The 13,830-nt window shown below is 71.5% G+C and carries 16 protein-coding genes and 1 tRNA gene; 10 read left to right on the top strand and 7 right to left on the bottom strand.

Annotation, left to right across the window (positions count from 1 at the left end; genetic code table 11):
- Window positions 1-20 precede the first annotated feature (20 nt).
- Both P2T37_RS06555 and glmM read left to right on the top strand, forming a co-directional pair.
- Window positions 21-185: a hypothetical protein gene (locus P2T37_RS06555; RefSeq protein ID WP_276235998.1), complete on the top strand. Its 165-nt coding sequence runs from the start codon at window positions 21-23 to the stop codon at window positions 183-185.
- A gap of 128 nt (window positions 186-313) precedes the next feature.
- The gene (glmM, locus tag P2T37_RS06550; protein ID WP_276235997.1) at window positions 314-1,648 is read left to right on the top strand and encodes a phosphoglucosamine mutase; all 1,335 of its coding nucleotides are present in this window, start codon (window positions 314-316) and stop codon (window positions 1,646-1,648) included.
- Here the strand turns inward: glmM and P2T37_RS15455 are convergent, their stop codons facing one another.
- Entirely contained in the window at window positions 1,649-1,807 is a 159-nt protein-coding gene (locus P2T37_RS15455; RefSeq protein ID WP_420028483.1) for a DUF7563 family protein, read from the bottom strand.
- Between the two features lie 170 nt (window positions 1,808-1,977).
- Between P2T37_RS15455 and P2T37_RS06545 the strand changes: the two genes are divergently transcribed.
- The gene (locus tag P2T37_RS06545) at window positions 1,978-2,787 is read left to right on the top strand and encodes a YqcI/YcgG family protein (protein WP_276235996.1); all 810 of its coding nucleotides are present in this window, start codon (window positions 1,978-1,980) and stop codon (window positions 2,785-2,787) included.
- Window positions 2,784-3,317, top strand: coding sequence for a cysteine hydrolase family protein (locus P2T37_RS06540; RefSeq protein ID WP_276235995.1), 534 nt, complete (start codon window positions 2,784-2,786; stop codon window positions 3,315-3,317). The genes P2T37_RS06545 and P2T37_RS06540 overlap by 4 nt, the downstream gene beginning before the upstream one ends.
- On the opposite strand, the gene P2T37_RS06535 is transcribed toward P2T37_RS06540, so the two are convergent.
- Genes P2T37_RS06535 through P2T37_RS06525 form a run of 3 tightly spaced genes read right to left on the bottom strand, consistent with a single transcriptional unit; the run spans window position 3,309 to window position 7,353 of the window.
- Entirely contained in the window at window positions 3,309-4,427 is a 1,119-nt protein-coding gene (locus P2T37_RS06535) for an ORC1-type DNA replication protein (RefSeq protein ID WP_276235994.1), read from the bottom strand. The genes P2T37_RS06540 and P2T37_RS06535 overlap by 9 nt on opposite strands.
- Window positions 4,428-4,475: 48 nt before the next feature.
- Window positions 4,476-6,449, bottom strand: a complete 1,974-nt coding sequence (locus P2T37_RS06530) for a MutS-related protein (protein WP_276235993.1) — start codon at window positions 6,447-6,449, stop codon at window positions 4,476-4,478.
- A 49-nt stretch (window positions 6,450-6,498) separates the two neighbouring features.
- On the bottom strand, window positions 6,499-7,353 hold the full coding sequence (locus P2T37_RS06525; protein ID WP_276235992.1) for a hypothetical protein: 855 nt from the start codon (window positions 7,351-7,353) through the stop codon (window positions 6,499-6,501).
- Between the two features lie 86 nt (window positions 7,354-7,439).
- On the opposite strand from P2T37_RS06525, the gene P2T37_RS06520 reads away from it, so the two are divergent.
- From P2T37_RS06520 to thsB, 5 genes are all read left to right on the top strand, one after another.
- The gene (locus tag P2T37_RS06520) at window positions 7,440-7,820 is read left to right on the top strand and encodes a Rid family detoxifying hydrolase (protein ID WP_276235991.1); all 381 of its coding nucleotides are present in this window, start codon (window positions 7,440-7,442) and stop codon (window positions 7,818-7,820) included.
- Window positions 7,821-8,009, top strand: coding sequence for a DUF7981 family protein (locus P2T37_RS06515; protein ID WP_276235990.1), 189 nt, complete (start codon window positions 7,821-7,823; stop codon window positions 8,007-8,009).
- Between the two features lie 57 nt (window positions 8,010-8,066).
- Window positions 8,067-8,147: transfer RNA gene (locus tag P2T37_RS06510), tRNA-Ser, on the top strand.
- A 240-nt stretch (window positions 8,148-8,387) separates the two neighbouring features.
- The gene (locus P2T37_RS06505; protein ID WP_276235989.1) at window positions 8,388-8,774 is read left to right on the top strand and encodes a DUF7383 domain-containing protein; all 387 of its coding nucleotides are present in this window, start codon (window positions 8,388-8,390) and stop codon (window positions 8,772-8,774) included.
- Window positions 8,775-8,984: 210 nt separating this feature from the next.
- A complete protein-coding gene (thsB, locus tag P2T37_RS06500) occupies window positions 8,985-10,622 on the top strand; it encodes a thermosome subunit beta (protein WP_382211823.1) in 1,638 nt (545 codons plus the stop codon).
- A gap of 82 nt (window positions 10,623-10,704) precedes the next feature.
- Here the strand turns inward: thsB and P2T37_RS06495 are convergent, their stop codons facing one another.
- Both P2T37_RS06495 and P2T37_RS06490 read right to left on the bottom strand, forming a co-directional pair.
- Window positions 10,705-10,872: a hypothetical protein gene (locus P2T37_RS06495; protein WP_276235988.1), complete on the bottom strand. Its 168-nt coding sequence runs from the start codon at window positions 10,870-10,872 to the stop codon at window positions 10,705-10,707.
- Between the two features lie 37 nt (window positions 10,873-10,909).
- Window positions 10,910-11,419: a GNAT family N-acetyltransferase gene (locus P2T37_RS06490; protein ID WP_276235987.1), complete on the bottom strand. Its 510-nt coding sequence runs from the start codon at window positions 11,417-11,419 to the stop codon at window positions 10,910-10,912.
- 255 nt (window positions 11,420-11,674) lie between these two features.
- Here P2T37_RS06490 and ilvA point away from each other — a divergent pair, with 255 nt between their 5' ends.
- Window positions 11,675-12,886: a threonine ammonia-lyase gene (gene ilvA / locus P2T37_RS06485; RefSeq protein WP_276235986.1), complete on the top strand. Its 1,212-nt coding sequence runs from the start codon at window positions 11,675-11,677 to the stop codon at window positions 12,884-12,886.
- Between the two features lie 67 nt (window positions 12,887-12,953).
- Here the strand turns inward: ilvA and P2T37_RS06480 are convergent, their stop codons facing one another.
- A complete protein-coding gene (locus P2T37_RS06480) occupies window positions 12,954-13,814 on the bottom strand; it encodes a sulfurtransferase (protein ID WP_276235985.1) in 861 nt (286 codons plus the stop codon).
- Window positions 13,815-13,830 lie beyond the last annotated feature (16 nt).

Raw genomic sequence — 13,830 nt, 5'->3', positions numbered from 1 at the left:
GCGCCGTCCCATCCCCGAACATGACCGACTGCGCGTTCTGCGGCTGTCGCGTCGAGGCACACGACCCCGTGCGCGCGACCCACGACGGGACGGAGTACCCCTTCTGCAACTGGGCGTGTCTGACCGAGTACGTCGAGCGCGAGGGGTTGGCGACGGGGACGAGTTGCAACTGGGAGCCGGCCTGAGCGGTCCGCGCGGCCGCGGCCGTCGGGAGCCGGGGTCCGCCCGCCGTCGTCCCCGACGTATTGTTAGCCGGCCCCTGCCCGCGCGGACGGTCGGAGGCGTTTTCTCGCGCCGCCGCGACGGCCCGACCATGTCACTGTTCGGAACGAGCGGCGTTCGGGGGCCCGTCGGCGACGAGGTGACCGCGGCGCTCGCGCTCGACGTGGGGCGGGCCGTCGGGGGACACCTCGCCGACCGGGGCGACCCGCGGCGCGTCGTCGTGGGCCGCGACCCGCGCGAGTCGGGGGCGATGCTCGCGGACGCACTGGCGGCGGGGCTGCGGGAGACGGGCGTCGATGTGGTCGACCTCGGACTCGCGAGCACGCCGACCGTCGCGCGGGCAGTCGCGTGGTTCGACGCCGGCGCGGGCGTGTCGGTGACGGCGAGCCACAATCCCGCGCCCGACAACGGTCTCAAACTCTGGCAGCCGTCGGGACAGGCGTTCGGCGCCGACCGCCGGGCGGACGTCGAGGAGCGCATCGCCGCCGGCGACCCGTCGCTCGAAGCGTGGGACGGTCTCGGCGACCGGACGGCGGGCGGGGCGACCGACCGTCACGCCGACCACCTCGTCGCGGCGACCGACCCCGCGGCCCTCTCGGTCGTCGTCGACCTCGGCAACGGCGCGGGCGGGGTGACCGTCGACGCGCTGTCGCGGCTCGGCTGCGACGTGGAGACGCTCAACGCCCAGCCGGACGGGGCGTTTCCGGGCCGGCCCTCGGAGCCGACCGCCGAGCACTGCGGGTCGCTGGCCGCGCTCGTCGGGGCGACGGACGCCGACCTCGGTATCGCCCACGACGGCGACGCCGACCGCCTCCGGGCGGTCGCGGGCGACGGCACCTTCCTCTCGGGGGACGGGACGCTCGCGCTGTTCGCGGCCGACGCCGCGGCCGAGGGCGAGCGGGTGGCCGTCCCCGTGGACACGAGCCTCGCCGTCGAGGACTACCTCGCGGAGCGGGGCGTCGGCGTCGAGCGCACCCCGGTCGGGGACGTGTACGTCGCCGAGGCCGCCGCGGCCCCGGACGTGGCCTTCGGCGGGGAGCCGTCGGGCGCGTGGATATGGCCGACGGAGACGCTGTGCCCGGACGGCCCCTACGCGGCCTGTAAGCTCGTCGAACTGGCCGCAGAACGGCCGCTCGCGGAACGGGCGGCGGAGCTCCCCGCCTACCCCATCCGGCGCGACGCGGTCGAAGTGGCGGACAAGGCGGCGGTGATGGAGCGGGTCCGCGAGCGCGTGCTCGCCGAGTACGACGACGTGACGACGCTCGACGGGGTCCGCGTCGGGGTCGACGGCGGCTGGTTCCTGCTCAGAGCGAGCGGGACCCAGCCGCTCGTCAGGGTGACGGCGGAGGCGCGGGAGGAGGAGCGGGCGGCGGAGATATTCGAGGACGCGAGCGGTCTCGTCGCGGACGCGGTTCGCCAGAACTGATTACGTCCGTCGGGTGGAGCGGGCCTCGCGCACGTCCGCACCGTCGCGGATCTTGTCCTCACACTGGGGGCACACTCGGGGGTTCTCGATGCCGTTGGGAGTGAAGACACGCGCGTACGCCGCAGTCACGAACGAACTGCAGTTCTGGCATTTCGGCATGCGTGTGTGAAGGACACGCCCGATTATAACGATACTGTGTTCCGTCGTACCAAACCGGCATCCCTCGCCGGTGTCGAAAGTCGTCCGCCCCGACGCCCGGCGAATCGGACGCGTGTCCACCCGCGCGCCGGCGACGGAACCCTCATTCCGGCGCGACTCGGATGGAGGGTATGAACGAACCGGGGTTGGGGAGCCTCATGGACCAGTCCACGTTCGTCCGCCGGGTCGGCCGCGCGGACACCCCCGACTGGGTCCGCGACCACTGGGAGACGTTCGAGGCGGGGCTGACGGGCGAGCGGAACGGCTCGCCGTTCCCGTGTTTCTTCGGCGCGGAGTCGGTGCGCAACGGCGACCCGCTGTACACCGTCTGCGACTCGATGACCGACCCGGCGGCGCTGCGCGACCTCGGCGAGACGCTGCTGGAGTACCTCGCCGTCTGGCCCGACCACGGCGACCGCGCGTCGCTCGTGACGTTCTTCCGGCCGCCCGAGCGCGAGTGGGACGAGCGGGAGTACCACGAGGCGCTGTGGAACGTCCTCCAGTTCCTCCACGTCCACGACCCGGAGCCGTGGCCCGCGTCCATCCCCACCGACCCCGACCACCCGGAGTGGGAGTTCTCCTTCGGCGGCGAGCCGATGTTCCCCACCTGCCGTGCGCCGTTCTACGAGGACCGGCGGAGCCGGTACTGTCCCGTCGGCCTCGAGATCACCTTCCAGCCGCGGGCGCTGTTCGAGAACCTGAACGTCACGGCCGACCACCCGACCGGGCAGCAGGCCCGGGAGATAATCCAGTCGCGGCTGGGCGAGTACGACGACCTGCCGGCCCACCCCCTGCTCGGCGACTGGGGCGTCGAGGGAGACCGCGAGTGGCACCAGTACATGCTCCCGACGGGGGACGAACACCCGTTGGCGCGCCCGCCCATCCGGGTGTCGCGCGACCACCCGAAGGCCGAGCCGATACGCCGGCCCGCGATACAGTGAGCGCCGTCCTCCTGCTCGTCGACCTCCAGACGGGGTTCGACGAACCGGGGTGGGGCGAGCGCAACAACCCCGACGCGGAGGCCCGTGCCCGCGACCTGCTCGCCGCGTGGCGCGAGCGCGGCGACCCCGTCGTCCACGCCCGCCACGACTCGACGGAACCCGACTCCCCGCTTCGCTCGGAGAACCCGGGGTTCGCGTGGAAGGAGGGGCTGGAGCCGCGAGAGGGCGAACACGTCGTAACGAAGCGGGTCAACAGCGCCTTCGTCGGCACCGACCTGGAAGCGTGGCTCCGCGAGCGCGGCCACGACCACCTCGTCGTCTGCGGGCTGACGACGGACCACTGCGTCTCCACGACGACGCGGATGGCCGAGAACCTCGGCTTCTCCGTTCGGGTGGTCGCGGACGCGACGGCGACCCACGACCGCGAACTGGACGGCGAGCGGTTCGACGCCGACCTCGTCCACCGGACGGCGCTGGCACAGCTCTCGGGCGAGTTCGCCGAGGTCGTGGCGTCGGCGGACCTACTCTAGGCGGTCGAGCACCGCCTCGGCGTCGTACGACAGCGACAGCTCCCGCGACCGCCCGCGCCCCTCCACCTCGGCGTACTCCGCGTCGATGAGGCCGAGCTGGTCCAGCTTGTTGATTATCTCCGAGTAGCGCGTGTAGCCGAGGCCCGTCTCGTCGTGGAAGGCGTCGAAGACGTCGCCGGCCCGCTTCCCGTCGTGTTCCGCGAGGACGCGGACGAACGCCCGCTCGGACTCCGAGAGCCCGCGGAGGTGCCGCGAGAGGTGGACGTGTTTCGCCTTCTCGTAGGCGTCGTCCACGTCCTCGACCGCGACCTCGGTGGAGCCGCGCATCTCGGCGTTGAGGCCCGCGCGCCGGAGCAGGTCGATGCCGACCCGGAGGTCGCCGCCCGCGTCGGCGGTGAGCGCGGCCACCCGGTCGAGCACCTGCGGGCCGACCGCGCCCTCCCGGAAGCCGCGCTCGACGCGCTCGGAGAGGATGTCGGCTATCTCCCGCTCGCCGTACTTCCCGAAGTACACCTCCTCGGGCCGGAACACGGACTGGACGCGGCCGTCGAGTTCCGCGATGACATCGAGGTCGAGGTCCGAGGAGACGACGACGACGCCGATCTTCGCGCCGGCGTGGGCCTCGTGCGCGCGAAGGAGCGAGTAGAGCGTGTCGGAGGCCTCGTTCTCGTAGAACAGGTAGTTCACGTCGTCGAGCGCGACGACCATCACCTCGTCGTCCTCGACGAGCTTGTCGGTTATCTGCCCGAACAGCTTCTTGAACGAGATGCCCGAGGTGGGCGGCTCGTACTCGAACAGCCCCTCGAACAGCCGCGAGAAGACGGAGTAGCGCGTCGAGTCCACCTGACAGTTGACGCGCACCGTGCGCACGTCCGAGACGCCCGACAGTTCGCCGAAGAGCTTCTGGACCGCGGTCGTCTTGCCGGTGCCAGGCGGGCCGCGCGCCATCACGTTGAGCGGTCGCGAGCCCCGCACGGCGGGCCGGAGCGCGTACTTCAGCGTCTCCATCTGCTCGTCGCGGTGGCGGAACGTCTCCGGGACGTACTCGAAGTCGAAGACGCCCTCGTCGCGGAAGACGGACTCGTCCCACCCGAGCATGTCCCCGGCCATTTTCACTTCCACCTCGCTACCGGGACCCCATAAGCGTATGGGCGCTGCTCAGAACTTCGCGAGCAGGTCGCGGTAGAAGTCCGCCTCGCCCTCGTCGGCCTCGGCGAGTTTCTCGACGATTAACTCGGGCGTCGAGCGCGCGAGGTGGTCCTTCCGGGGCGAGCGGTTCACGACGAGTTCGCCGTCCTCCAGGCCGACGGCCTCGATGCCGTCCACGGTCACGTCGATGCCCGCGGCGTCGCGTATCTCGCCGGCGAGGTGCGAGACGAAGACGGCCGTGGAGTCGGAGTCCGCGAGCGCCTCCAGGATGCCGGCGATGATGAGCGCCGACGCGCCCGGTTCGGTGATGGATTCGAGTTCGTCCACCAGCACCAGCCGCTTCGCGTCGCCCGTCGCCAGCGCCCCGAACTCCCGGAGCGTCGCCTCGAACGCGCCCGCGTCGAGGGTGCCCTGCGACTTCGCCTGGTAGTGAACCGCCTCGAACCGCTCGACGCGGGCCGACTCGGCGGGGACGGGCAGGCCCATCTGCGCGAGGACGGCGACGAGGCCGACGAGGTCGAGCGTCGAGGTCTTCCCCCCCGAATTGACGCCCGAGAGGACGGCGACCCCCTCGACCCCGTAGTCGACCGGCTCGGCCTCGGCGAAGGGCACGTCGAGCAGCGGCGAGCGTCCGCCCTCGATTTCGAAGCCGCGCCCCTCGAACGTCGGCATCGTACACGCGAAGTCGCGGGCGAAGCGCGCGACCGCGAGTTCCACGTCGAGTTCGAGCGCGGCGTCCACGAGGTCGGCGGCCGGCCCCCGGAGGTCCGCGAGCCGTTCGGCGAGGTCGCGCTTCAGCCGGGCTGCCCGGCGGTCCCGCGCCGCCGAGAGCTGTTCGCGGAGCTTCGAGGTCACGCGGTCGTCCGCCTCCACGGGAAACGTGGGGTCGTCGGGGAAGGCGGTGCGCGCGAGCGTCTCGTGGTCCGACAGCGAGAGCGCGTCCACGAGGTGGTCGCGGGCGGCCGCGACGGCGTCGGCGTACTCGTCGGCGAGTTCGCGGTCGAGCAGCGAGTCGACGCCCGCGCCCCGCTCCACGAGCGAGAGCAGGTCCGCGCCCTCGATGGTCACGTCGCGCTCCTCGATGGCCTCACGGAGGCGGTCGTTGGCGACGCTCTCGGCCATCGACACCGCGGCGTCGAGGTCGTCCACGGCCACGGTGAGGCGGTCGAGTTCGTCGTCGTCCGCGACGGTGCCGTCCTCGGTCAGTCTGGCGAGCGCGTCGTCCACGGCGTCCACGTCGAGCGGGGCGTCGAGCCCGGCGGCCGCGTGGACGCGGGCGGCGGCGCGCACCCGGTCGCGGTTGCGCGCGAAGAAGGCGAGCGCCCGCTCCGGCACCACGGAGACGGGGTCGTCGAAGGCGGTCGGCTCGACGCGCACGTCGCCCTCCACCTCGACCCCCGTAAAGGCCTCGTCCAGCGCGACGACCGTAGCGTAGCCGCGCGCGAGGTCCGCCAGCCCGCGGGCGTCCTCCACGAGTTCGACGGAGAGTTCGGGGAACTCGGCGCGCGCCTTCGAGAACGTCTCGGCGTCCGTCGTCGCCAGACAGCGGTCGCGCACGCGCACGTCCCGCGGCTCGTCGAGGGGGGCGACTCCGTCGAGGGCCGCGAGCACCTCCTCGTCGGGGTCGCGCTCGACGGCCCGCTCCGTGAACTCGTGGGCCTCGGCGATGCGGTCGGCGCTCGCCGAGGGGTAGAACGTCTCCAGCCGCCGCGCCGCGTAATCGGTGACGGCCCGCTCCTGCACGAGGCCGAGCGCGTCGCGGTACAGTTCCCGCGCCCGGTCGGTGGCGAGGACGTCCGTGTCGTCGCCGTGGCGCGCGCGGATGGCCCCGCGGGCGATGCGGGCCGCCCGACCCTCGGAGACGCCGGGCGCGCGGGCGATGGCCGCCACGTCCCCGCGTTCGAGCGCCCCCTCCGGGTCGTCGAGTTCGCGGAGGCGCTCCGCCGTCTTCGCGCCGACGCCGGGCACCGACTCCAACTCCATTGGGTCCGGTAGCGCTCGGGGCGTGGAAAACTCCATCGCTCGCGCGCGCTCACTCCCGGACGGCGGCGTACCGGACCGTCACGAGCGGCAGGCCGAACAGGCGGATGCGCTGGCGCGCGAGCACGTCGGCGTCGTAGCGGTCCACGCCGGCGGGCGGGTCCGGCGCGGCGGGGTCGCGACCCGGGAGGACGAGGAACCGCTGGCTCGCCGGGAGGGCGAACGCCCCCGCGCCCGTGTGGAGGTACAGCCCGCCGTCCGGGCAGTCGGTGGTGAGTTCGATGCCGTCGCCGCGGTGGCGCATCCGGAGGACGGTGGCGAGGTTCGCGCCGGGGAGGGGAACGGCGATGTTGACGAACCGCTCGCCGTCGCGGACGTGGCTGGCGTACACCGCGACGAAGACGCCGTCGTCGGTGCGCGTGTCCGTCCGTATCCACAGCCGGGGCTCCTCGCGCGGGTCCTCGCGCGCGGCCCACGCCGCGAGGTCGGCGAGGTCGCTCCGGAGCCGCTTCGGGTCGCCGCCCGGTCCCGGGAGGTTCAGCTGTTCGACCCGGTCCGTCCACCGGGAAGCGAGGCGCGCCCCGAGGCGGAAGGGGCGGTGCCACGTCGCGTCGAGCGTCATCTCGAAGTCGCTCGTGTGTTCGTACAGCGCGCGCACGTCGGGGTGGACGCCGTCGGGCGTGAACCCCGGACGGGCGTAGGCGGCGAGGCTCTCCATCTCGCCGGCGGCGTCGGCCCCCCGGAGGCCGTGGCGGTCGGCCCAGTCCGGGCCGACGACCGCGTCGCCGTGGAGCGCGGAGAGCGGGACGCCGCGCGCCCCGGCGTAGGAGACGCCGACGACGCCCGCGGCGGCCGCCGTCAGTCCCCCGAACCCGGCGGCGAGCGCGCGCAGCGAGGGTCGGTCCATAGTCGGGCTACGCGGCCCGGCGTCTCAATCCCTCCGGTCCGGGCGATGCCCCCGGAGTTAAGGCCGGCGGCGGCGACCCCGCGGACATGAAGGAGACGGTCCACACCGACGACGCGCCCGCGGCCGTCGGCGCGTACAGCCAGGCGACGACGAACGGCGACCTCGTGTTCACCGCCGGGCAGATACCCCTCACGCCGGACGGCGACCTGCGCGCGGACGCTCCCGTGTCCGAGCAGACGGAGCTCGCGCTCTCGAACCTGGAGGCCGTGCTCGCGGAGGCGGGTGCGGGGCTCGGAGACGTGCTCAAGACCACCGTCTTCCTGGCGGACATCGACGACTTCGAGGAGATGAACGCGACCTACGCCGAGTTCTTCGACGCGGAGCCGCCGGCGCGCTCGGCGGTGCAGGCGGGGGCGCTCCCGAAGGGCGTCGCCGTCGAGATAGAGGCCGTCGCGTCCGTCGAGTAGATGCGCCGCGTCGTCCGCGAGAGCGCGCTGTGGGGCGTCATCGGCGGCCTGCTGTTCGCCGTCCTCGCGCTCGGCTACCGGCTGGCGACCGGCGCGGACATCTCGGTGTTCGTGGCCGTCGTCGTCGCCGTCGGGGTCGGGGCGGTGACCGCCGTCCTCTCGTACGCCGTCGACGAGTACCTCGGGTAGGCGCGCGGCGACCCGTCTCGAAACGCTTTACAGTCCGAACGGGGTAGAACGGACGAAGCCGGGATGGCCGAGTGGTAAGGCGCACGCCTGGAAAGCGTGTTCCGTTATGGATCCGGGGTTCAAATCCCCGTCCCGGCGTAGTTCTCTCGCGAACGAACGTCGAGCACCGCGTAGCGTGTGCTCGCACCCCACGAGCGTCGAAGCCTGTCGTCGGGATTCGAACCCTACCGGTCGCAGCCCGCGCAACGAGTGAAACGAGAGAGCAGGACCGTCCGGTTCCGGTTCGAATCCCCGTCCCGGCGCTTCCGACGCGAGCAACCGACGAGCACCGCGTTCCGATTCCGACACGTTTCAAGTCCTGCGACCCCTCGTGGGCGTATGAGCAGACGCACGGTCCACGCGCTCGTCGAGTTCGGCGAACTGCTGGGGCCGCACGAGGAGGCGCTCGACGTGCCGTGGGCCGAGTTCGCCGGCGACCGGTCGAGCGAGGTCGTCTTCGAGGTCGGAACCGACGACGCGGCCGACGCCTACCTCCAGATACAGGCGTACGACGTGGGCACCTACGACCACGAGGTGCTCCTCAACGGGGAGCCGCTGTCCGGGTTCGACCTCCCGCCCGCCGACGGGTGGCAGTCGTGGACCGACGCGGTCACCGGCGCGGAACTGCGCGAGGGCGAGAACACGCTCCGGGTGCGCCGCGACGAGGAGAGCCGCGACGCGTTCGTCGTCGGGTCGGTCGTGGTGAACTGGACCGAACCCGTATAAACCCCCGCTCGGAACGCCCCGCAAGCCACGTCACGACGTACCACACGCGTCGGCGAGCGTCGCCGGAAAGCCGTTCCCGTCCGACGGTTTCGCGGCTCGGTCGCCCCGCCGTCGCCCCCGTCCGCGCTCGCCCCGCATCGTCGCTTTTATATAGAACTACGGACAATCAATCGGGTGACTATGAGCCAACAGCGAATGCAGGGCCAGCCGATGATCATTCTCGGCGAGGACTCCCAGCGCATGAAGGACAAGGACGCGCAGGGACACAACATCTCCGCGGCGCGGGCGGTCGCGGAGGCGGTACGCTCGACGCTGGGGCCGAAGGGCATGGACAAGATGCTCGTCTCCTCGATGGGTGACGTCACGGTCACGAACGACGGCGTGACCATCCTCCAGGAGATGGACATCGACAACCCCACGGCCTCGATGATCGTCGAGGTCGCGGAGACACAGGAGGACGAGGCCGGCGACGGCACGACCACGGCGGTCGCGCTCGCGGGCGAGCTCCTGAAGAACGCCGAGGACCTCCTCGAACAGGACATCCACCCCACGGCGGTCATCAAGGGGTTCCACCTCGCGAGCGAGAAGGCGCGCGAGGAAATCGACGACCTCGCGACGCGGGTCGAGCCGGACGACGAGGAGCTGCTCCGTAAGGTCGCGGAGACCTCCATGACCGGCAAAGGGGCCGAGCTCAACAAGGAGCTGCTCGCGAACCTCATCGTGGACGCCGTCAACGGCGTCACCGTCGAGGCGGACGACGGCAGCCACGTCGTGGACCTGGAGTACATCAACATCGAGACGCAGACGGGCCGCTCGGCCGGCGAGTCCGAGCTGCTCAACGGCGCGGTCATCGACAAGGACCCGGTCCACGACGACATGCCGACCGACCTCGAGGACGCGCGCGTCCTGCTGACGAACGAGCCCATCGAGCTGGACGAGACGGACGTCGACGCCGAGCTCCAGCTCGACTCGCCCGACCAGCTCCAGGCGTTCCTCGACAGCGAGGAGGAGCAGCTGCGCGCGAAGGTCGATGCCATCGCCGACTCCGGCGCCGACGTCGTCTTCTGCCAGAAGGGCATCGACGACATGGCCCAGCACTACCTCGCGAAGAAGGGCATCCTCGCGGTCCGCCGGACGAAGAAGTCCGACATCAAGTTCCTGAAGGAGGTCACGGGCGCGTCCGTCGTCTCCGACCTCGACGACATCGACGCGACGGCGCTCGGCACGGCCGACATCAGCCGCGACGACGCCGACGAGCTGTTCTACGTCGAGGGCGACGACGCCCACGGCGTCACCCTGCTGCTGCGCGGCTCCACCGAGCACGTCGTCGACGAGCTCGAGCGCGGCATCGGCGACGCGCTCGACGTGGTCGCGACGACCGTCTCCGACGGCCGCGTCCTCGCGGGCGGCGGCGCCATCGAGGTCGAGCTCGCCAAGCGCCTCCGCGACTACGCCGACGGCGTCGAGGGGCGCGAACAGCTCGCCGTCGAGGCGTTCGCGGACTCGCTCGAACTCATCCCGCGCGTCCTCGCGGACAACTCCGGGCTGGACGCCATCGACACGCTCGTCGACCTGCGCGCCGCGCACGCCGACGGGCAGGAGCACGCCGGCCTCGACGTGTTCACCGGCGACGTGGTCGACACCTACGAGGCGGGCGTCGTCGAGCCGGCCCACGCGAAGGAGCAGGCGCTCTCCTCCGCCACCGAGGCCGCGAACCTGGTGCTCAAGATCGACGACATCATCGCCGCGGGCGACCTCTCCACCGAGGGCGAGGAGGACGAGGGCGGCGCCCCCGGCGGGATGGGCGGCGGCATGGGCGGCATGGGCGGTATGGGCGGCATGATGTAGAGCGGGCCGCACACACCCACCCGACGACCCACGAACCGCTCCCGACCGACGACTTCTTTCGACGCTCCCCGGACAGCGGCCGCTACGGGCCGAGGTCCGCCAACAGGACGGCCGCGGCGACGACGCCGACGCCGAGCGCGCCCGCCACCACGGGCGTGGCGTCCGGGAAGGCGAGGGTAACGACGCGGGCGACGGCGAGGACGCAGACGATACCGGCGGCGGCACGGAGGAGGGCACGGCTCGTGCTCACGGCCGAGGCTCGACGGCGCGCCACAAAACCGCTGGGGCTACCGGTCGGCGAACAGCGCGTAGCGGTGGAGGTCCACGCGCTCGCCGTCGCGGAACGCCTCGCGTTCGAGGACGGCCTCCCGCTCGAAGCCGGCCTTCTCCAGTACCCGCGCGCTGGCGGGATTCGTCGCGTAGACGCCCGCGACGACCTTCTCGTAGCGGCGCTCGCGGAACGCGTGCGTCGTGACGAGTTCGACCGCGGCGGTGGCGTAGCCGTTGCCCCACGCGCCCGGGTCGAGGAAGTAGCCGAGTTCGGCGACGCCCCACGGCTCCTCGACCGGTTCGTAGCCGATGAGGCCGACGCGCTCCCCGTCGGCGGTGACGAGCAGGTGGGTTCCCTCGCCCTCCTCTATCCATTCGCGCTCGTCGTGGCGCGCGAAGGGGGTCGTCGTGCCGATGCCGGCGCGCACCTCGGGGTCGTTCACGACGCGCGCGAGGAAGGCGGCGTCGTCCGTCTCGACGGGACACAGCGCGACGCGGTCGTCCCGGAGGAACACCGAACGGTCCATACCCGCCGTTCGCGGACGCCCCACTTGAGTCGCGGGGCGCCATGCCACTCGATAACACGAGCGTGCGAATCGGTACCCACGACGCCCGACCGACGGCCGTCTGACACTACTTTCGCCCCGCTTCAGTAGTGCGGTTTCACTTTCGCTCCGCATGGCAGGGCTTTATCTACTCGGAGGTGCTTCCCGCAACTGCACACGCTCCTTCCCCTACCTTTTCCCGAAACCCATAGAACCCCGGCCGGGGTAGCCGGAGGTATGCTCGACGTCGCCGCGGTGCTGGAGGCGCGCCAGCGCGTGATGGAGGTCGCGCGCCGCACGCCGCTCGACTACTCGTACACCTTCTCCGACCGGACCGGGGCGGAGGTCCACCTGAAACTGGAGAACCTCCAGCGCACCGGCTCGTTCAAGATACGCGGCGCGACCAACCGCATCGCCCACCTCACCGACGAGGAGCGCGCCGCCGGCGTCGTCACCGCCAGCGCCGGCAACCACGCGCAGGGGGTCGCGCTCGCGGCCTCGCGGGCCGGCGTCGACGCGAAGATCGTGATGCCGGAGTACGCGCCCGTCTCGAAGGTGGAGGCGACGAAGGCGTACGGCGCGGAGGTCGTCCTCCACGGCGTGGACTACGACGAGGCACAGGGGCGGGCCCACGAACTCGAACGCGAGGAGGGGCGCACCTACGTCCACGCGTTCGACGACGAGCACGTGATGGCCGGACAGGGGACGCTCGGCCTCGAGATCGTCGAGGACTGTCCCGACGTGGACACCGTCGTCGTCCCCGTCGGCGGCGGGGGCCTCATCTCCGGCATCGCCACCGCCGTGAAGGCGAACAACCCCGACACGCGCGTCGTCGGCGTGCAGGCCGAGGGCGCGTCCGCGATGGCCCAGTCGCTCCGCAAGGGCGAGGTCGTCGACACCGACGAGGTGGACACCATCGCGGACGGCATCGCCGTCGGTCACCCCGGGAGCCTCACCTTCGAGGTGGTCCGCGAGCGCGTGGACGACATCGTCACCGTCAGCGACGCGGCCATCGCCCGCACCGTCGTGGACCTGCTCGAACGCTCCAAGACGCTCGTGGAGGGAGCCGGCGCCATCGCGCTCGCCGCCGTGGTCGAGGAGGCCTTCGAGTACGAGGAGGGCGAGGTCGTCGTTCCCGCGCTGTGCGGCGGGAACATCGACCTGAACGTCCTCCGGAACGTCATCACCCGCGGGCTGGTCGAGGACGGCCGCTACCTCAAGGTGAAGACCACGCTCAAGGACCGCCCCGGCGCGCTGGAGAACCTCATCGAGATCATCGCCGACGCGCGCGCCAACATCTACGGTATCCAGCACGAGCGCACCTCCCTCGACATGAGCCTCGGCGGCGTCGAGGTCGAACTCGACCTGGAGACGCGCGGCCACGAACACGTCGCGCAGTTGATAGCGGAACTGGAGGCGCACGGCTACGAGGTCGAGGTGCTCGTCTAGACGGCGTAGACTCGGGGGGGGGTCGGAGCCGTCGCTACCGCATCGGAAAAACGGAGAAGGCGGCTGTTTACTCGGCGGAGCCGGTTTCGACGGGCGCGCCGACGAGGTTGCCCCACTCGGTCCAGGACCCGTCGTAGTTGACGGTGTCCTCGTAGCCGAGCAGTTCGTGGAGCGCGAACCACGCGACGGAGGAGCGCTCGCCGATGCGGCAGTAGGCGACCGTGGTCCCCTCGCCGTCGATGCCCTCCTCGGCGTAGAGGTCACGGATCTCGTCGTACGTCTTGAAGGTGCCGTCGTCGTTCGTGACGGCCGCCCACGAGATGTTGCGCGCGCCGGGGATGTGGCCGCCGCGCTGGGCCGTCTCCTGGAGTCCCGGGGGCGCGAGTATCTCGCCGGAGAACTCCTCGGGCGAGCGCACGTCGACGAGCGGGATGCCGCGCTCGACGGCGTTCTCGACGTCCTCGCGATACGCGCGGATGGACTCGCGCGGGCCGGAGGCCGTGTACTCCTGTTCGGGGAACGACGGGACCTCGTCGGTCGTCGGGTAGTCGTTCTCCACCCAGTACTCGCGGCCGCCGTCCATGAGCTTCACGTCGTCGTGGCCGTAGTACTTGAACTGCCAGTAAGTGTAGGCGGCGAACCAGTTCGAGTTGTCGCCGTACAGCACCACGGTGGAGTCCTCGGTGATGCCGTGGCTCCCGAGCAGGTCCTCGAACTCGTCCTTGGTGAGGACGTCGCGGGTCGTCTGGTCCTGCAGTTGCGTCTCCCAGTTGAAGCCGATGGCGCCGGGCGCGTGGGCGTCGTCGTACGCCTCGGTGTCGACGTCCACCTCCACCAGTCGGTGGGCCGGGTCGTCGCTCTGGAACTCGTCGAGGTGCCCCTCCACCCAGTCGGCGGAGACGAGCACGTCCTTCGCGTAATCGCTCATGATACAGCCGGTATTG

The organism is Halosegnis marinus (genome assembly GCF_029338355.1).
In the GTDB taxonomy this organism is placed as follows: Archaea; Halobacteriota; Halobacteria; order Halobacteriales; family Haloarculaceae; genus Halosegnis; species Halosegnis marinus.
Note: the sequence above shows the minus strand (reverse complement) of the source record. Positions and strands in the feature narration are given on the sequence as shown.